This window comes from Burkholderia stagnalis, assembly GCF_039848545.1.
In the GTDB taxonomy this organism is placed as follows: Bacteria; Pseudomonadota; Gammaproteobacteria; order Burkholderiales; family Burkholderiaceae; genus Burkholderia; species Burkholderia stagnalis.
Genome location: NZ_CP156685.1, coordinates 1,471,132 through 1,490,015 on the forward strand (window position 1 = coordinate 1,471,132; position 18,884 = coordinate 1,490,015).

Below are 18,884 nucleotides of genomic sequence, written 5' to 3' on the forward strand. Positions count from 1 at the left end.
GCAGAGGAGAGGGCGCGCAGCCTTGCGGCGCGCCCGGTGCCACCGTCACGCGCTCTTGCGGTTGAGCGCGCGGTAGCCGATGTCGCGGCGGTACTGCATGCCTTCGAAATTGATCTGGTTGATCGCTTCGTACGCATGCTGCTGCGCTTCGCGCACCGAATCGGCGAGGCCGACCACGCACAGCACGCGGCCGCCCGACGTCGTCAGCTTGTCGCCGTCGAGCGTCGTGCCCGCGTGGAACGTGACGGCCTGCTCGGTCTCGGCCGGGATGCCGTTGATGCGGTCGCCCTTGCGCGGCGCGTCCGGATAGCCATGCGCGGCCAGCACGACGCCGAGCGCGGTGCGGCGGTCCCAGTCGAGCTCGACCGTGTCGAGCGTGCCCGCGATCGCCTGCTCGACGACCTTCGAGAAATCGCTCTTCAGGCGCGCCATGATCGGCTGCGTCTCGGGGTCGCCCATCCGGCAGTTGAACTCGAGCGTGCGCGGGTTGCCGTCCTTGTCGATCATCAGGCCCGCGTACAGGAAGCCCGTGAAGCGGATGCCGTCCTTCTCCATGCCGCGCACGGTCGGCATGATGATCTCGCGCATCACGCGCGCGTGCATCTGCGGCGTGACGATCGGCGCGGGCGAATACGCGCCCATGCCGCCCGTGTTCGGGCCGCGGTCCTCGTCGAGCAGGCGCTTGTGGTCCTGGCTGGAAGCCAGCGCAAGCGCGTGCTTGCCGTCGACCATCACGATGAAGCTCGCCTCCTCGCCGTCGAGGAATTCCTCGATCACGACGCGCGCGCCGGCATCGCCGAGCTTGTTGCCCGACAGCATCATGTCGACGGCCGCATGCGCTTCTTCCAGCGACATCGCGACCACGACGCCCTTGCCGGCCGCGAGGCCGTCGGCCTTCACGACGATCGGCGCGCCTTTCGCGTCGATGTACGCATGCGCGGCGGCCGCGTCGGAGAAGGTTTCGTAGTCGGCGGTCGGGATCCCGTGGCGCTTCATGAACGCCTTCGCGAAATCCTTCGAGCTTTCGAGCTGCGCCGCTTCGCGGGTCGGGCCGAACACCTTCAGGCCGCGCGCGCGGAACAGGTTGACGATGCCGGCCGCGAGCGGCGCTTCCGGGCCGACGAGCGTGAACGCGACGCCTTCGCTTTCCGCGAAGTCGGCGAGCGCGTCGAGCGACGTGATGTCGACATTCTTCAGGCGCTCGTCCTGCGCCGTGCCGCCATTGCCGGGCGCGACGTAGACCATCTGGACGCGCGGCGACTGCGCGAGCTTCCACGCGAGCGCATGTTCGCGACCGCCGGAACCGACGACGAGTAGTTTCATGGGATTCCCCGCAGACTAGAAAACAGGGCGGCCGGCACGCTCAGGCGCGCCGGCCGCGATATCGGTCGAGCCGCCGCCGCGAACGGAGCACGGCGGCAGGCATCTCATTCCTCGATGACGACGGCGTTCGTGTACACGTCCTGCACGTCGTCGAGGTTCTCGAGCGCGTCCAGGAGCTTCTGCATCTTCGCCGCGTCGTCGCCGGTGAATTCGACTTCGTTCTGCGGCTTCATCGTCACTTCGGCGAGCTCCGCCTTGAAGCCGCCGGCCTCGAGCGTGTCCTTCACCTTGGTGAATTCCTGCCAGTCGCACAGCACTTCGATCGAGCCGTCTTCGTTCGTGTTGACGTCGTTCGCGCCCGCCTCGAGCGCGGCTTCCATCAGCGCGTCTTCCGAGGTGCCCGGCGCGAACAGGAACTGGCCGACGTGATCGAACATGAACGCGACCGAACCGTCGGTGCCCATGTTGCCGCCGAACTTCGAGAACGCGTGGCGCACTTCCGCGACCGTGCGGGTGCGGTTGTCGGTCAGCGTGTCGACGATGATCGCCGCGCCGCCGATGCCGTAGCCTTCGTAGCGGATTTCCTCGTAGTTCGCGCCGTCCGCGCCGCCGACGCCGCGATCGATCGCGCGCTTGACGTTGTCCTTCGGCATGTTCGCGTCGGCCGCCTTGTCGACCGCGAGACGCAGGCGCGGGTTCGAGCCGATGTCGCCGCCGCCGAGGCGCGCCGCCACCTGGATTTCCTTGATCAGGCGCGTCCAGATCTTGCCGCGCTTCGCGTCGGCCGCAGCTTTCTTATGCTTGATGTTGGCCCATTTCGAGTGACCAGCCATACGTTTCTCCGTCGCCCGGGCGCGTGCGCGGGCGTTTAAGCCAATGTGTCGTTGAATCGGCGGCCGCTGGGGCGGGCATGAAGCCGCGGGGCCGCGCGTGTCGAGTGGATCGAGATTTTATCACGCGGCGGGCGTCCGCTCGGGCCCGTCGCGCATGGCCGAATGGCCGGGATCAGGCGCCGGAACGCCCGTACCCGGGTGGCTGGCCCCCGATCGCCGCCCCCCCGGAAGGCCGGCCCCCGGATGGCCGGCCCGTCAGTTCTTGGTGCCGAACAGGCGGTCGCCCGCGTCGCCGAGGCCCGGCACGATGTACGCGTGCTCGTTCAGATGCGAATCGAGCGACGCGACGTACAGCTTCACGTCCGGATGCGCGTCCTGGAACACCTGCACGCCTTCCGGCGCGGCGACCAGCGCGACGAACATGATGTTCGCGGCCGGCACGTTGCGGCGCTTCAGCACGTCGACCGCATGCACGGCCGAGTAGCCGGTCGCGACCATCGGGTCGCACAGGATGAAGATCCGGTCCTCGAGGTCCGGCAGGCGCACCAGGTACTCGACCGGGCGGTGGTCGTCCGCGCGGTACACGCCGATATGGCCGACGCGCGCCGACGGCACCAGGTCGAGCAGGCCGTCCGACATCCCGACGCCCGCGCGCAGCACCGGCACGATCGCGAGCTTCTTGCCGGCGATCACCGGCGCGTCGATCTCGACGAGCGGGGTTTCGACCCGCTTGGTCGTGATCGGCAGGTTGCGGGTGATCTCGTAACCCATCAGCAGCGTGATCTCGCGCAGCAGCTCGCGGAACGTGCGCGTCGACGTGTCCTTGTCGCGCATGTGGGTCAGCTTGTGCTGGATCAGCGGGTGATCGAGGATGAAAAGATTCGGGAAACGGCTGTCCTGTTTCATGACGGGGCGCCCAGGGGCAAAAGGGGATCGAAGGTGGCAGGCGGGCGGCGGGCCCGGCTGCGCGCACGGACGCAAGTTTACCAAGACGGCTCGCGCGATCCGGATATTATCGACGTCTCGTCGACAACCCGCGCGCCGCCGGGCGGCGCGACGCCACCACGGATATCGAAAAAATGGATCTCGGCATCGCAGGGAAGACCGCGCTCGTGTGCGCGGCAAGCAAGGGCCTCGGGCGCGGCTGTGCGGAAGCGCTGGCCGCCGAGGGCGTGAATCTCGTGATCGCCGCGCGCACGCGCGACACGCTGGAGGCGACGGCCGACGCGATCCGCCGGGCGTCGGGCGTGTCCGTCACCGCAGTAGCCTGCGACATCACGACGCCGGACGGGCGCGCGGCCGCGCTCGCCGCGTGCCCGCAGCCGGACATTCTCGTGACGAATGCGGGCGGCCCGCCGCCGGGCGACTTCCGCGATTTCTCGCACGACGACTGGATCCGCGCGCTCGAGTCGAACATGCTGACCCCGATCGAGCTGATCCGCGCGACCGTCGACGGGATGATCGCGCGCCGCTTCGGCCGCATCGTCAACATCACGAGCTCGGCGGTGAAGGCGCCGATCGACGTGCTCGCGCTGTCGAACGGCGCGCGTTCCGGGCTGACCGGCTTCGTCGCGGGGCTCGCGCGCCGGATCGCCGCGCACAACGTGACCGTCAACAACCTGCTGCCCGGGCTGTTCGACACCGACCGCATCGCGACGACGCTTGCCGCCAGCGCGAAGGAGCAGGGCGCGACGCTCGACGAAGTGCGCGCGCGGCGCGTGAAGGCGATCCCGGCGGCGCGGCTCGGCACGCGCGAGGAGTTCGGCGCCGCCTGCGCGTTCCTGTGCAGCGTGCACGCCGGCTACATCACCGGGCAGAACTGGCTGCTCGACGGCGGCGCATACCCGGGCACGTTCTGACGGGCGCGGCGCCCGCGCAATGACCCCACGACAACAAACCGAACGACAAAGGACTGGAGATGAGCACCCCCCGCATCGCACTGATTGCGCACGACGCGAAGAAGGACGAGATCGTCGCGCTGGCGGGCGAATACCGCGCGACGCTCGCGCACTGCCGGCTGGTCGCGACCGGCACGACGGGCGGCCGCATCGCCGCCGCGCATGGCCTGGAGGTCGAGCGCAAGCTGTCCGGGCCGCTCGGCGGCGACCTGCAGATCGGCGCGGAGCTGGCCGAGGGCCGGGTCGACATCGTCGTGTTCATGCGCGACCCGATGACCGCGCAGCCGCACGACCCGGACATCACCGCGCTGGTGCGCGCATGCGACGTGCACAACGTGCCGTGCGCGACCAACGTCGCGACCGCGCGGATGCTGCTCGACGACCTCGCGCGGAAGCTGGCGGACTGAGCGGCGCGCGGGCGGCCCGATTGTCCCTGCTGGCGGCAGGGCAATGCGCGGATCGCCGCGACGCGCGAGAATCGGGCGGCGCGATGCACGCGGCGCGCCCGGTTTCCCGCCGGTCCGAGGCGCCGTGCATCGTCGAATCCCGGTTTTTTCCTGACTGAACGAACACGAAACGAGGAGCGAAACGATGCCGAAAGCAATCCGATACGACCAGGCGGGCGGCCCGGAAGTCATGAAGTGGGTCGACGTCGAAGTCGCCGAGCCGCAGGCGGGCCAGGTCCGCGTCAAGCAGCATGCGGTCGGGCTCAACTACATCGACGTGTATTTCCGCACCGGGCTCTATCCGCAGCCGCTGCCCGGCGGGCTCGGGATGGAGGCGGCCGGCGAGGTGACGGCGGTGGGCGACGACGTGACCGCGTTCAAGCCGGGCGACCGCGTCGCCTACGTGTGGTCGTCGCCCGGCGCGTACGCGCAGGAGCGCGTGCTGCCCGCCGAGCGCCTCGTCAAGCTGCCGGACGGCATCGGCTACGACGAAGCGGCGTCGGTGATGCTGCAGGGCCTGACCGCGCACTACCTGCTGCGCCGCACGTACCCGGTCAAGGCCGGCGACACGATCCTGATCCATGCGGCGGCCGGCGGCGTCGGCCTGCTCGTGTGCCAGTGGGCGAAGGAGCTCGGCGCGACCGTGATCGGCACGGTCAGCTCCGACGAGAAGGCCGAGATCGCGAAGGCGCACGGCTGCGATCACCCGATCGTCTATACGCGCGAGAACTTCACGGAACGCGTGCGGGCGATCACGAACGACGCGCTGCTGCCGGTGGTCTACGACTCGATCGGCAAGGATACGTACATCGGCTCGCTCGACAGCCTCGCGCCGCTCGGGCTGTTCGTCAGCTTCGGCAATGCGTCCGGCCCGCTGCCGCCGATCGACTCGAAGGAATTCTCGTCGCGCGGCTCGCTGTTCTTCACGCGGCCGACGCTGTTCTCCTACATCGCGAAGCGTGCCGACCTCGAAGCGGCCGCCGCCGAGCTGTTCGACGTGATCCAGTCGGGCAAGGTGAAGACCAGCATCAACCAGCGCTATCCGCTCGCGGAAGTCGCGCGCGCGCACGCCGATCTCGAGGCGCGCAAGACCACCGGCTCGACGATCCTCGTGCCCTGAACGCGCTCCGCCGGTGGGCGACACCGAAGGGCGGCGCGGTGCCGCCCTTTTTTCGTTTACGCGTTTTTTACACCCGCCCGCGGACCTTTGACCCGTCCTTTACGCGCGTTCCAATAAGGTTCTAGTCGTCTGATTTCGACGACGGAGAACACAACAATGGATGCGGTTTTCATCGGCGCGCTGGTGCTGTTCACGGCCCTGATCGCCGGCTTGATCGCCGGTTGCGAGAAGCTGGCGCAATACGGCCGCGGGGGGCGGGCATGACCTGGATGCTGTGGTTGGCGGGTGCATCGACCGCCTTGCTGTTCGCGTATCTCGTCTATGCGCTGCTGCGCGCGGAGGACATCGAATGAACGCGAACAACCTGTTTCAGACGGCGCTGTTCATCGTCGTCCTGCTGGCGGCGGCCGTGCCGGTCGCGCGCTACCTGACGGCGGTGATGGACGGCAGCGCGCGCGTCGTGCGCGTGTTCGGGCCGCTCGAGCGCGCGCTTTACCGCGTCGCCGGCGTCGACGCCGGGCGCGAGATGAGCTGGAAGCAATACGCGGTCGCGACGATCGCGTTCAACGCGCTCGGCGCGCTGTTCCTCTACGGCCTGCTGCGCCTGCAGGGTTTCCTGCCCGGCAACCCGCAGCAGTTCGGCGCGATGACCGTCGACGGCGCGTTCAACACGGCCGTCAGCTTCGTCACCAACACGAACTGGCAGGACTACACGCCCGAGCAGACGGTCAGCTACCTGACGCAGATGCTCGGCCTGACCGTGCAGAACTTCCTGTCGGCGGCGACCGGCATCGTCGTCGTGATCGCGCTGATCCGCGGCTTCGCGCGGCACACCGCGCAGACCATCGGCAACTTCTGGGTCGACCTCACGCGCGTCACGCTGTACGTGCTCGTGCCGATGGCGGCGCTCGTCGCCGCGCTGCTGATGAGCCAGGGCGTGATCCAGAACATGCAGGCGTACCAGGACGTGCCGGTGCTGCAGGCGAGCACCTACGCCGCGCCGAAGCTCGACGCGCAGGGCAGCCCCGTGAAGGACGACAAGGGCAACCCGGTGACGGTGCCCACGCCGCTCACGAAGCAGACGCTCGCGATGGGCCCGGTCGCGTCGCAGGAAGCGATCAAGATGCTCGGCACCAACGGCGGCGGCTTCTTCAACGCGAACTCCGCGCACCCGTACGAGAACCCGACGCCGTTCGCGAACTTCGTGCAGATCTTCGCGATCCTGATCATCCCGGCCGCACTGTGCCTCGTGTTCGGCCGCATGATCGGCGACCGCCGGCAGGGCATTGCGGTGCTCGCGGCGATGACGGTCGCGTTCACGCTCGCGATCGGCGTCGAGGTGAGCGCCGAGCAGGCCGGCAACCCGACGCTCGCCGCGCTGCACGTCGACCAGTCGGCGAACGCGCTGCAGTCGGGCGGCAACATGGAAGGCAAGGAAACCCGCTTCGGCATCGCGCAGACCGGCATCTTCACGGTCGCGACCACGGCGGCGTCGTGCGGCGCGGTCGACACGATGCACGATTCGCTGACGCCGCTCGGCGGCCTCGTGCCGATGCTGCTGATGCAGCTCGGCGAGGTGATCTACGGCGGGGTCGGCTCGGGCCTCTACGGGATGCTCGTGTTCGCGCTGCTCGCGGTGTTCGTCGCCGGCCTGATGATCGGCCGCACGCCCGAGTACGTCGGCAAGAAGATCGAGGCGTACGAGATGAAGATGGTGTCGATCGTCGTGCTGCTCACGCCGCTGCTGGTGCTGGTCGGCGCGTCGATCGCGGTGCTCGCGGAGGCGGGCAGGGCCGGCATCCTGAACCCGGGCCCGCACGGCTTCTCGGAAATCCTGTACGCGTTCAGCTCCGCCGCGAACAACAACGGCAGCGCGTTCGCCGGGCTGACGGTCGGTACGCCGTTCTACAACTGGATGACGGCGATCGCGATGTGGTTCGGCCGCTTCGGCACGATCGTGCCGGTGCTCGCGATCGCGGGTTCGCTCGCCGCGAAGAAGCGCATCGCCGCGACGAGCGGCACGCTGCCGACGCACGGCCCGCTGTTCGTCGTGCTGCTGCTCGGCACGGTGCTGCTGGTGGGCGCGCTGACCTACGTGCCCGCGCTCGCGCTCGGGCCCGGCGTCGAGCATCTGATGATGTGGTTGGGCGCCTGAGCGGCGCGCCGGCAAACAAAAGGCATTGAAGAGATCGCCATGACTCAACATTCCGCAACACGCTCCATGTTCGACCCGGCGCTCCTGCGCCCGGCGATCGTGGATGCGTTCAAGAAACTCACGCCGCGCACGCAGTTCCGCAACCCGGTGATGTTCTGCGTGTACGTCGGCAGCATCCTGACCACGATCCTGTGGATCGCCGCGCTCTCCGGCCAGGCCGAGGCGCCCGCGGGCTTCATCCTCGCGGTCGCGCTGTGGCTGTGGTTCACGGTGCTGTTCGCGAACTTCGCGGAGGCGCTCGCCGAGGGCCGCTCAAAGGCGCAGGCCGCGTCGCTGCGCAGCGCGAAGAAGGACGTGATGGCCAAGAAGCTGAACGAGCCGCATCCGAAATCGCCGATCCGCATTACCACCGCGACCGATCTTCGCCGCGGCGACATCGTGCTGGTCGAGGCCGGCGACGTGATCCCGGCCGACGGCGAGGTGGTGGACGGCGTCGCGTCGGTCGACGAATCGGCGATCACCGGCGAATCCGCGCCGGTGATCCGCGAGTCGGGCGGCGACTTCTCGTCGGTGACGGGCGGCACGCGCGTGCTGTCCGACTGGATCGTCGTGAAGGTCACCGCGAACCCCGGCGAGGCGTTCCTCGACCGGATGATCGCGATGGTCGAAGGCGCGAAGCGCAAGAAGACGCCGAACGAGATCGCGCTGACGATCCTGCTCGTCGCGCTGACCATCGTGATGCTGCTCGCGACCGCGACGCTGCTGCCGTTCTCGCAGTTCTCGGTGGAGGCGATGAAGGCCGGCCACGTGGTGACGATCACCGCGCTCGTCGCGCTGCTCGTGTGCCTGATCCCGACGACGATCGGCGGGCTGCTGTCCGCGATCGGCGTGGCGGGGATGAGCCGAATGATGCAGGCGAACGTGATCGCGACCTCGGGCCGCGCGGTGGAAGCGGCCGGCGACGTCGACGTGCTGCTGCTCGACAAGACCGGCACGATCACGCTCGGCAACCGCCAGGCGTCGACGTTCGTGCCCGCGCCGGGCGTGACGGAGGAGGCGCTCGCCGATGCGGCGCAGCTGTCGTCGCTGGCCGACGAGACGCCGGAAGGCCGCAGCATCGTGGTGCTCGCGAAGGAACGCTTCAACATCCGCCAGCGCGACATGGGGCACCTGCATGCGACGTTCCTGAGCTTCTCCGCGCAGACGCGGATGAGCGGCGTCGACCTGCCGGGCCGCGAGATCCGCAAGGGCGCGGCCGACGCGATCAAGCACTATGTCGAGGCTCACGGCGGCCGCTTCCCGGACGAAATGCGCCGCGCGGTCGACGACGTCGCGCGCCGCGGCAGCACGCCGCTCGTGGTGGCCGAACGGCGCGACGGCGTCGCGCGCGCGCTCGGCGTGATCGAGCTGAAGGACATCGTGAAGGGCGGCATCAAGGAGCGCTTCGCGGAACTGCGCAAGATGGGCATCAAGACCGTGATGGTGACGGGCGACAACCGGCTGACGGCTGCGGCGATCGCGGCGGAAGCCGGGGTCGACGATTTCCTCGCGGAAGCGACGCCGGAGGCGAAGCTCGCGACGATCCGCGAGCACCAGGCGGCCGGCCGGCTCGTCGCGATGACGGGCGACGGCACCAACGACGCGCCGGCGCTCGCGCAGGCGGACGTCGCGGTCGCGATGAACAGCGGCACGCAGGCGGCGAAGGAAGCCGGCAACATGGTCGACCTCGATTCGAACCCGACCAAGCTGATCGAGATCGTCGAGATCGGCAAGCAGATGCTGATGACGCGCGGCTCGCTGACCACGTTCTCGATCGCGAACGACATCGCGAAGTATTTCGCGATCATTCCGGCCGCGTTCGTGACGACCTATCCGCAGCTGAAGGTGCTCGACATCATGCACCTGAGCTCGCCGGCGTCGGCGATCCTGTCGGCGGTGATCTTCAACGCATTGATCATCGTCGCGCTGATCCCGCTCGCGCTGAAGGGCGTCACGTACCGGCCGCTCGGCGCCGCGTCGCTGCTGCGCCGCAACCTGCTGGTGTACGGCCTCGGCGGCGTGCTGCTGCCGTTTCCGTTCATCAAGCTGATCGACATGACGCTCGCCGCGCTCGGCTGGGCCTGAGGTCTCGAAGGAACCATCATGAAAACGTTGATTCGTCCGCTCGTCGTGCTCTTCGTCGTGCTGACCGCCGTCACCGGGCTCGCGTATCCGGCCGTGATGACCGTGTTCGGCCAGGTCGTATTCCCGTCGCAGGCGAACGGCAGCCTGATCGAAAAGGACGGCAAGGTCGTCGGCTCCGCGCTGATCGGCCAGCCGTTCGATGCGCCGAAGTATTTCTGGGGCCGGCTGTCGGCCACGTCGCCGATGCCGTACAACGCGAGCGGCTCCGGCGGCTCGAACCTCGGCCCGCTGAACCCGTCGCTCGCCGACCAGGTGAAGGCGCGCATCGCCGCGCTGCGCGACGCGGGCACCGACCTGTCGAAGCCGGTGCCGGTCGACCTCGTGACCGCGTCCGCGAGCGGGCTCGATCCGGAGATCACGCCGGCCGCGGCGGCCTATCAGGTCGAGCGGGTCGCGAAGGCGCGCGGGCTGTCGCCCGACGCGGTCGCGCAGCTGGTTGCCGCGAACACGAGCGCTCGCCAGTTCGGCGTGCTCGGCGAGCCGCGCGTGAACGTGCTGAAGCTCAATCTCGCGCTCGATGCGGCGCAGGCGGCGCACTGACGCACCGCGTGCGGAAGCCGCTCCCGCGTACGGCGCGGCGCGGCGCGCTTCGCGCCGTACGCGCGTCTGCCCGACGGCGCTTGCGCCGTCTTTGCCTTTTGTGGCGATTTGGATCAACAATGCTCGTACACGCGCCGTACCACGCGTTTTGCCTTCCTTTTGACGCATGAACCGTCCCGATCCCGACCAACTCCTCGACAAGCTGCAGCGTGACGAAGAAAAGCAGCGGCGCGGCCAGCTCAAGATCTTCTTCGGCGCCTCCGCCGGCGTCGGCAAGACCTACGCGATGCTGCAGGCCGCGCGCCAGCGCAGGCAGGACGGCGTCGACGTCGTCGTCGGCATCGTCGAGACCCACGGCCGCGGCGAGACCGCCGCGCTGCTCGACGGCCTCGAGGTGCTGCCGCTCGCGCGGATCGACTACCGCGGCCGCACGCTCGCCGAGTTCGATCTCGATGCCGCGCTTGCGCGCGCGCCGGGGCTGATCCTCGTCGACGAGCTCGCGCACTCGAACGTGCAGGGCGCGCGCCACCTGAAGCGCTGGCAGGATGTCTACGAACTGCTCGATGCGGGCATCGACGTCTATACGACGGTCAACGTGCAGCACCTCGACAGCCTGAACGACGTGGTCGGCGCGATCACCGGCATCCGCGTGTGGGAGACGGTGCCCGACCGCGTGTTCGACGCGGCCGACGAGGTGACGCTCGTCGACCTGCCGGCCGAGGAGCTGCTCGAGCGGATGCGCGACGGCAAGGTCTACCTCGCGCAGCAGGCCGAGCGCGCGGTGCGCAACTTCTTCCGGAAGGGCAACCTGATCGCGCTGCGCGAGCTGGCGCTGCGGCGCACCGCCGACCGCGTCGACGCGCAGATGCGCGAATACCGCGCTGACCGCTCGATCCAGCGCATCTGGCAGGCGCGCGAGCGGCTGCTGGTATGCGTCGGGCCGGGGCCGGAGGCGCCCACGCTGGTGCGCGCGGCCGCGCGGCTCGCCGCGAGCCTGAAGGCCGACTGGATCGCCGTCTACGTCGAGACGCCGCGGCTGCAGCGCCTGCCCGACGCGCAGCGCGTGCGCACGCTCGACGCGCTGAAGCTCGCCGCCGAGCTCGGCGCGGAGACGGCCACGCTCGCCGGCAGCGATGCGGTGGCCGCGCTGATCGGCTATGCGAAGGTGCGCAACGTGTCGAAGGTCGTCGCGGGCGGGTCGCAGAAGACCGGGCTCGCGCGTTGGTTCGCGCGGCCGTTCGGCGAGAAGCTGGCCGAACGCGCGGGCGACGTCGACCTGATGCTGATTCGCGCGTCCGCGAGCGACGAGGTGCGCGCCGCGCCGCTCGACGCGCGTGCGCGCGACTGGCGCGACGCGTTCGCGCATCTCGGCGGCCACCGGTCGCCGCCGCGGCATTACCTGTATGCGGCCGCGATCTGCGCGGCGATCACGGTGATCGCGAGCGCGGTGCACGACCGGCTCGACCTGACCAACCTGGTGATGCTGTACCTGCTCGGCGTCGTGTTCTCGGCGGTGCGCCTCGGGCGCGGGCCGGGCGTCGTGCAGTCGTTCCTGTCGGTGGCCGCGTTCGACTTCTTCTTCGTGCCGCCGCGCATGTCGTTCTCGGTCAGCGATACGCAGTACCTGCTGACGTTCTTCGGGATGCTGCTGACGTCGCTCGTGATCAGCCACCTGACGTCGAGCCTGACCCGCGCGGCGGACGTCGCGCAGCGGCGCGAGCGCCGCACGGGCGCGATCTACGCGATGGCGCGCGAGCTCGGCGCGGCGCTGACCACCGAGCAGATCGTCGAGATCGGCAGCCGGCACGTGGGCGAGGTGTTCCGCGCGCGCGTCGCGATCCTGCTGCCGGACAGCGCGGACAAGGTGCAGCAGAAGATCGAGGAGCCCGACGCGTCCGTCACGCTGACGGGCGCCGATCTCGACAGCGACGTCGGCCAGTGGGTGTACGACCAGCAGAAGCCGGCCGGCCACGGCACCGACACGCTGCCGGCGACGGCCGCGCTGTACCTGCCGCTGAAGGCGCCGATGCGCACGCGCGGCGTGCTGGCGGTCGCGTCGCGGGAGCCGCGCGAGCTCGAGGTGCCCGAGCAGCAGCGGATGCTCGACGCGTTCGCCGCGCAGATCGCGCTGGCGCTCGAGCGCGTGCATTACGTCGAGATCGCGCGCGACGCGCTGGTCAGCATGGAGTCGGAGCGGCTGCGCAACTCGCTGCTGTCGGCGATCTCGCACGACCTGCGCACGCCGCTCACGACGATCGTCGGCTTCTCGTCGATGCTCGCGAACGCGCGCGCGGCCGCGCTGCACGGCGACGCGGCGGCCCCGCGGCACGGGCCGCGCGAGGACGAGCTCGTCGAGGCGATCCACGACGAGGCGCTGCGGATGACGGGCATCGTCACCAACCTGCTCGACATGGCGCGGCTGCAGGCCGGCAGCCTGCAGCTGAAGCGCCAGTGGTCGCTGCTCGAGGAAACCGTCGGCGCGGCGCTCGCCGCGTGCAAGCGCGTGCTCGCGCGCCATCCGGCGCGCGTCGCGCTGCCGCTCGACCTGCCGCTGCTGCAGATGGACGCGGTGCTGATGGAGCGCCTGTTCACCAACCTGTTCGAGAACGCCGCGAAATACACGCCGCCCGATACGCCGATCGAGATCGGCGCGGAACGCGTGACCGAGGACGGGCAGCCGTTCGTGCGCGTGCACGTCGACGATCACGGCCCCGGCCTGCCGCCCGGCATGCAGACCCGCATCTTCGACAAGTTCACGCGCGGCGAGAAGGAATCGGCGACGCCCGGCATCGGCCTCGGGCTCGCGATCTGCCGCGCGATCGTCGAGGCGCACGGCGGTAGAATCGGCGCGCTCAACCGCACCGCGCCCGACGGCCGCGTGACGGGCGCGCGTTTCTGGTTCACGCTGCCGGTCGAGACGCCGCCCGCGGCGCCCGCCGTATCCGACGACGAAGCCGAGGCGCTGCACGCGCCGTCATCATCCGAGCCACCGCAAGACCATGAGTGAACCGAGCCTGACCGTCGTCCTGATCGAGGACGAAAAACAGATCCGCCGTTTCGTGCGCGCCGCGCTCGAGGACGAGGACATCGCCGTGTTCGAGGCCGAGACCGGCAAGCAGGGGCTGATCGACGCGGCGACCCGCAAGCCCGATCTCGTGATCGTCGATCTCGGCCTGCCGGACACCGACGGCCTCGACGTGATCCGCGAGCTGCGCGGCTGGTCCGAGGTGCCCGTGATCGTGCTGTCCGCGCGCACGCAGGAGGACGAGAAGGTCGCCGCGCTCGATGCCGGCGCGGACGACTACCTGACCAAGCCGTTCGGCGTGTCCGAGCTGCGCGCGCGGATCCGCGCGCAACTGCGGCGGCGCAACCTGGGCGGCGCGAGCGAGTCGCCGAAGGTGAGCTTCGGCACCGTGACCGTCGATCTCGCGATGCGCCAGGTGTGGCGCGACGGCGAGATCGTGCACCTGACGCCGCTCGAATACCGGCTGCTCGCGACGCTCGTGCGCCACGCGGGCCGCGTGCTGACGCACCGCCAGCTGCTGCGCGACGTGTGGGGGCCGTCGCACGTCGAGAGCCATCACTACCTGCGCATCTACATGGCGCACCTGCGCCAGAAGCTCGAGCGCGATCCGGCGCAGCCCGAGTACATCGTCACCGAGACGGGCGTCGGCTACCGGCTGGTCGGCGCGGCCTGAGCGCCGCGCCGGGCGGGGGAGCGCGAACCGTCCCCCGATCGTCGACACCTGTCGCGAATTCCCCGCTATGCTGGCCGTTCCGCGAACCGAACGAGGAGGATGCGATGCTTGTCCGTCTGGCTCTCTCCGGTGTACTGGCGCTCGCCGCGTCCGGCGTGTGCGCCCAACCGCTGCCGCCCGGGCAGCAGCCGTCGCAGAAGACGGCGATGGCCAACCCTGCGTCGGTGAACTGCGCGAAGCTCGGCGGACGCCACGTGCTGCGCAACACGCCGGGCGGCGACGTCGGCATGTGCGTGTTCAAGGACGGCCGCGTGTGCGAGGAATGGGCGCTGTACCGCGACGATCGCTGCGTCGGCACGGCCGCGCCCAAACGCGTGTCGAAGTGAGCGCGCGGCGGGCCCGCGGCCCCTTGCTATACTCGCCCGGCCCGGGGACGGCCCCGGGTCATTCGATTCAACGGGGACGGCCCCATCTGATCCATGGAGTCGTTCGGGATGGCGTGGGTATGGTTGTTGATTGCCGGTTTGCTGGAAGTGGCCTGGGCGGCCGGCCTCAAATCGTCGGACGGGTTCACCCGGCTCTGGCCGTCGGTGTTCACGATCGTGACGGCGCTGGCCAGCTTCGGGCTGCTGGCGGTCGCGATGCGCCAGCTGCCGCTCGGCACCGCGTACGCGGTCTGGACCGGCATCGGCGCGGTGGGCGCGTTCGTGTTCGGCATCGTGATGATGGGCGAGGCGCTGACCGTCGCCCGCATCGCCAGCGCGTCGCTGATCGTCGCGGGGCTGGTCGGGCTCAAGCTGTCGTCGGCCGCCTGAGGGTTGTCCGCATCGGGGTTCTCCGCAGACGGATTTGCGCCGGACGCGCGGCGAGCCTGTCTATAATGGAACGCATTCGAGCCTGAATGCCGTCGCGCCGCGCGCGACACGGCATGCGCCGCCGGCCGCCACGCGCCGCGCGGCAGGCCATCCTGATCGATCGGCAAGCGCACGGAAAGTGCAAGGAGAGGGCCATGATCGAAGCCATTTCGCTCGGCGCGGGGCTGGCGTGGGCGAGCGGCCTGCGACTGTACCTGACGGTGCTGATCGCCGGCGTGCTGGCGCGCGCCGGCTGGCTCCATCTGCCCGACACGCTCGCCATCCTCACGTCGCCGTGGGTGATCGGCGCCGCGGCCGTGCTGGCGATCGCCGAGTTCCTTGCCGACAAGATTCCCGCCTTCGATTCGCTGTGGGATGCCGTGCAGACCTTCATCCGCATTCCCGCCGGCGCCGTGCTCGCCGCCGGCGCGCTCGGCCATGCGGATCCGACCGTGCTCGCGGTCGCCGGCCTCGCGGGCGGCTCGCTCGCGGGCGCCGCGCACGTGACGAAGGCCGGCACGCGCGCGCTCATCAACCTGTCTCCCGAGCCGATCTCGAACTGGATCGCATCGTCGACCGAGGACGGCCTCGTGTTCGGCGGGCTCGCGCTCGCGTTCTTCGTGCCGGTGCTGTTCCTGCTGCTGCTGGCGGCCTTCGTCGCATGCTCGGCGTGGGCGCTGCCGCGCTTGTGGCGCGGCGTGTCGGGCGGCTTCCGCGGGATGGCGAACCACATGGTGTCGCGGCTCAATTCGGCCGGGAAGCGGGATTGACGGCGCCCACCGTGGCGCGGCCCGGCGCCGGCGGCCCGGCGCACGCCGGGCGCTTCGGCTGGCGTGACCTCGTCCGGCAGGCCGTGCGCATGACCGGGCGCGACTGGCGCGCGGGCGAGCTGACGCTGCTCGTGCTCGCGCTGGTGCTGGCCGTCGCGGCGCTGACGAGCGTCGGCTTTCTCGCCGACCGGCTGCGCCAGGGGCTCGAGCGCGACGCGCGCCAGATGCTCGGCGCCGATTTCGTCGTGCGCGGCGATCGCCCCGTCGATGCGTCCTTCGACCGCGAGGCCCGCGCGCTCGGGCTGCGCACCGCGACCACGGCCATCTTTCCCAGCATGATCGGCTCGACCGTCGGCGAGGCGACCGGCGATGCGCCGCCCGCGCGGCTCGCGGCCGTGAAGGCCGTGTCGCCGGGCTATCCGCTGCGCGGCGCGGTCGAGATCGCGCCGGCCGGCGGGGCGCCCGCCGTCAAGGCGACGGCGATTCCGGCGCCCGGCACGGTCTGGGCCGATCCGGCGCTGCTCGATGCATTGCACCTGAAGGCCGGCGACACCGTGCGCGTCGGGCTGCGCACGTTCACGGTCGCGGCGTCGATCGTGCGCGAGCTCGATCGCGGCTTCTCGTTCGTCAATTTCTCGCCGCGGCTGATGATGCGCGCCGACGAGCTGGCGGCGACCGGGCTGACCGGCTACGGCAGCCGCGTCACGTACCGGCTGCTGGTGGCCGGCAGCGAGCCGGCGGTCGCGCGGTTCGAGGCGTATGCGCACGCGCGCGTCGACGGCGGCAAGCTGCGCGGCGTCGGCCTCGAATCGCTGCAGGAGGGCCAGCCGCAGGTGCGGCAGACGCTCGACCGCGCGCGTCATTTCCTCACGCTGGTCGCGCTGCTGACTGCGCTGCTCGCGGCGGTCGCGATCGCGATGGCCGCGCAGCGCTACATGCGGCGCCATCTCGACGGCTGCGCGACGATGCGCTGCCTCGGTGTCAGCCGCCGCACGCTCGGCGCGCTGTTCGCGCTCGAATTCATCGGGATCGGCATGGCGGGCGGCGTGGCGGGCGCGGCGCTCGGCTACGCCGGCCATTGGGTGCTGCTCGCGGCGCTCGGCAGCCTGATCGAGGTCGCGCTGCCGCCGCCGACGCTGTGGCCGGCCGCCATCGGCGTCGGCGCGGCGCTGGTGCTGCTGCTCGGCTTCGCGCTGCCGCCGCTCGCGCCGCTCACGCGCGTGCCGCCGGTGCGCGTGCTGCGGCGCGAGTGGGGCGACGCGGCGCGCATCGCGTGGGCCGCGTACGCGGGCGGCATCGTGCTGTTCGCGGGGCTGCTGGTCGCGGCCGCGGGCAACCTGAAACTCGGGCTGATCGTTGCGGGCGGCTTCGCGGGCGCGCTGCTCGGTTTCGCGCTGATCGCCCGGCTCGCGCTGTTCGCGGCGGCGCGCGCGGTGCGCAACGGGCGGGTCGCGGCGGGCCTCGGCTGGCGCTACGCGCTCGCGTCGCTGCACCGGCGCGGCACCGCGAGCGCGCTGCAGATCACCGCGCTCGCGCTCGGCCTGATGTGCCTGCTGCTGATTGCGATCACCCGCAACGATCTCGTTGCCGGCTGGCGGCAGTCGACGCCGCCCGACGCGCCGAACCAGTTCCTGATCGACATCCAGCCCGACCAGCGCGCGGACGTCGCCGCGTATCTCGCCGCGCACGGCGTGCGCGACGCGGTGCCCGCGCCGATGGTGCGCGGCCGCCTCGTCGCGATCAACGGCAAGCCGGTGAATCCGGACGCGTACCAGAACGACGACGCGCGACGGCTGGTCGATCGCGAGTTCAACCTGTCCTATACGACCGAGCTGCCGCCCGACAACCGGATCACGGCCGGCGACTGGTTCGGCACGGCGAGCGCGCCGCAGATCTCGATCGAATCGGGCCTGGCGCAGTTGCTGAACGTGAAGCCCGGCGACGTGCTGCGCTTCGACGTGACGGGCCTGTCGGTGGAGGCGCCGGTCACGAGCGTGCGCAAGCTCGACTGGGGCACGTTCCGCGTCAACTTCTTCGTGCTGATGCCGCCCGCGGCGCTGAAGGATTTCCCCGCGATCTACCTGACGAGCTTCCACTTGCCGGCCGAGCGCGCGGCGCTGCTCGATCCGCTGATCGCGCGCTATCCGAACCTGACCGCGATCGACGTCGCGCCGATCCTCGCGCAACTGCAGCGGATGATGGTGCAGGTGATCGGCGCGGTGCAATTCCTGTTCGCTTTCACGCTCGCGGCCGGCGTGCTGGTGCTGTACACGGCGCTCGCCGGGTCGCGCGACGAGCGCGTGCGGGAGGCCGCGCTGCTGCGCGCGCTCGGCGCGTCGCGCGCACAGGTGGGCGCGGTGCAGCGCGCCGAATTCCTCGTGGTCGGCGTGCTGGCCGGCGGGCTCGCGGCGGCGGGCGCGATCGCGGTCGGCTGGGTGCTCGCCGCGCGCGTGTTCGATTTCAAGCTGGCGGTCGACCCGTGGCTCGTGCCGGCCGGCATCGCGGCCGGTGTCGCATGCGCGGGTGCGGCCGGCTGGCTCAGCCTGCATAATGTGCTGCGGCGCCCCGCGCTGCAGTCGCTGCGCGACGCGTGAGCGTCGCCCGGCCCTGAATATCCTGATTCCCGATTATCCGTATGACCGATGTGAATGACGACGCGCCGTCCCAGCCGACGGCGTTCGAGCTCGTGGGCGGCGAAGCCCGCGTGCGCGAGATGGTGGACCGCTTCTACGACCTGATGGACCTCGAGCCGGAATTCGCGCAGATCCGCGCGCTGCACCCGGCCTCGCTCGACGGTTCGCGCGACAAGCTGTTCTGGTTTCTGTGCGGCTGGCTCGGCGGGCCCGATCACTATATCGACCGCTTCGGCCATCCGCGCCTGCGCGCGCGGCACCTGCCGTTCCCGATCGCGTCGGTCGAGCGCGACCAGTGGCTGCGCTGCATGGCGTGGGCGATGGAGGACGTCGGCCTGCCGGAGCCGCTGCGCGAGCGGCTGATGCACTCGTTCTACGACACCGCCGACTGGATGCGCAACCGGCCCGGTTGATCGGCCGGTACGCCGCC

At 70.3% G+C, this 18,884-nt stretch carries 17 protein-coding genes; 14 read left to right on the top strand and 3 right to left on the bottom strand.

From position 1 onward, the window contains the following. Positions 1 to 45: 45 nt before the first annotated feature. The 3 genes from purD to upp form a co-directional block, all read right to left on the bottom strand. Positions 46 to 1,323, bottom strand: a complete 1,278-nt coding sequence (gene purD, locus ABFO07_RS06985) for a phosphoribosylamine--glycine ligase (protein WP_059883917.1) — start codon at positions 1,321 to 1,323, stop codon at positions 46 to 48. 104 nt (positions 1,324 to 1,427) lie between these two features. Continuing rightward, positions 1,428 to 2,156: a YebC/PmpR family DNA-binding transcriptional regulator gene (locus ABFO07_RS06990; RefSeq protein WP_017331564.1), complete on the bottom strand. Its 729-nt coding sequence runs from the start codon at positions 2,154 to 2,156 to the stop codon at positions 1,428 to 1,430. Between the two features lie 255 nt (positions 2,157 to 2,411). Continuing rightward, entirely contained in the window at positions 2,412 to 3,062 is a 651-nt protein-coding gene (gene upp / locus ABFO07_RS06995) for a uracil phosphoribosyltransferase (RefSeq protein WP_010091140.1), read from the bottom strand. A gap of 173 nt (positions 3,063 to 3,235) precedes the next feature. Between upp and ABFO07_RS07000 the strand changes: the two genes are divergently transcribed. The 14 genes from ABFO07_RS07000 (at position 3,236) to ABFO07_RS07065 (ending at position 18,867) form a co-directional block, all read left to right on the top strand. Then, complete coding sequence (locus tag ABFO07_RS07000) at positions 3,236 to 4,015, top strand: SDR family oxidoreductase (protein WP_059883915.1); 780 nt, start codon at positions 3,236 to 3,238, stop codon at positions 4,013 to 4,015. Positions 4,016 to 4,074: 59 nt separating this feature from the next. Continuing rightward, positions 4,075 to 4,461: a methylglyoxal synthase gene (locus ABFO07_RS07005; RefSeq protein WP_059883914.1), complete on the top strand. Its 387-nt coding sequence runs from the start codon at positions 4,075 to 4,077 to the stop codon at positions 4,459 to 4,461. Positions 4,462 to 4,645: 184 nt separating this feature from the next. Next, positions 4,646 to 5,620: a quinone oxidoreductase family protein gene (locus ABFO07_RS07010; protein WP_059958172.1), complete on the top strand. Its 975-nt coding sequence runs from the start codon at positions 4,646 to 4,648 to the stop codon at positions 5,618 to 5,620. 260 nt (positions 5,621 to 5,880) lie between these two features. Continuing rightward, positions 5,881 to 5,973 (top strand): K(+)-transporting ATPase subunit F, encoded by a 93-nt coding sequence (kdpF, locus tag ABFO07_RS07015; protein WP_017331558.1) that lies wholly within the window; start codon positions 5,881 to 5,883, stop codon positions 5,971 to 5,973. After that, positions 5,970 to 7,775 (top strand): potassium-transporting ATPase subunit KdpA, encoded by a 1,806-nt coding sequence (gene kdpA, locus ABFO07_RS07020; protein ID WP_060014480.1) that lies wholly within the window; start codon positions 5,970 to 5,972, stop codon positions 7,773 to 7,775. Before kdpF ends, kdpA begins: the two co-directional genes overlap by 4 nt. A gap of 39 nt (positions 7,776 to 7,814) precedes the next feature. Then, entirely contained in the window at positions 7,815 to 9,899 is a 2,085-nt protein-coding gene (gene kdpB, locus ABFO07_RS07025; protein ID WP_060014482.1) for a potassium-transporting ATPase subunit KdpB, read from the top strand. Positions 9,900 to 9,917: 18 nt separating this feature from the next. Continuing rightward, complete coding sequence (kdpC, locus tag ABFO07_RS07030) at positions 9,918 to 10,499, top strand: potassium-transporting ATPase subunit KdpC (protein ID WP_059906435.1); 582 nt, start codon at positions 9,918 to 9,920, stop codon at positions 10,497 to 10,499. A gap of 166 nt (positions 10,500 to 10,665) precedes the next feature. Then, complete coding sequence (locus tag ABFO07_RS07035; RefSeq protein ID WP_347468581.1) at positions 10,666 to 13,506, top strand: DUF4118 domain-containing protein; 2,841 nt, start codon at positions 10,666 to 10,668, stop codon at positions 13,504 to 13,506. Continuing rightward, positions 13,499 to 14,197 carry a two-component system response regulator KdpE gene (gene kdpE / locus ABFO07_RS07040; protein WP_059566283.1) on the top strand — a complete coding sequence of 233 codons (699 nt, stop codon included), beginning with the start codon at positions 13,499 to 13,501 and terminating at the stop codon, positions 14,195 to 14,197. Before ABFO07_RS07035 ends, kdpE begins: the two co-directional genes overlap by 8 nt. A 104-nt stretch (positions 14,198 to 14,301) precedes the next feature. Then, entirely contained in the window at positions 14,302 to 14,583 is a 282-nt protein-coding gene (locus ABFO07_RS07045) for a putative hemolysin (RefSeq protein ID WP_059801970.1), read from the top strand. Between the two features lie 108 nt (positions 14,584 to 14,691). Beyond that, positions 14,692 to 15,012 (top strand): quaternary ammonium compound efflux SMR transporter SugE, encoded by a 321-nt coding sequence (gene sugE / locus ABFO07_RS07050; protein WP_059802019.1) that lies wholly within the window; start codon positions 14,692 to 14,694, stop codon positions 15,010 to 15,012. A gap of 194 nt (positions 15,013 to 15,206) precedes the next feature. Continuing rightward, a complete protein-coding gene (locus ABFO07_RS07055; protein WP_347468582.1) occupies positions 15,207 to 15,821 on the top strand; it encodes a DUF4126 domain-containing protein in 615 nt (204 codons plus the stop codon). Next, entirely contained in the window at positions 15,818 to 18,415 is a 2,598-nt protein-coding gene (locus ABFO07_RS07060; protein WP_060014484.1) for an ABC transporter permease, read from the top strand. Before ABFO07_RS07055 ends, ABFO07_RS07060 begins: the two co-directional genes overlap by 4 nt. Before the next feature lie 41 nt (positions 18,416 to 18,456). Beyond that, positions 18,457 to 18,867: a group II truncated hemoglobin gene (locus ABFO07_RS07065; RefSeq protein ID WP_017331548.1), complete on the top strand. Its 411-nt coding sequence runs from the start codon at positions 18,457 to 18,459 to the stop codon at positions 18,865 to 18,867. Positions 18,868 to 18,884 lie beyond the last annotated feature (17 nt).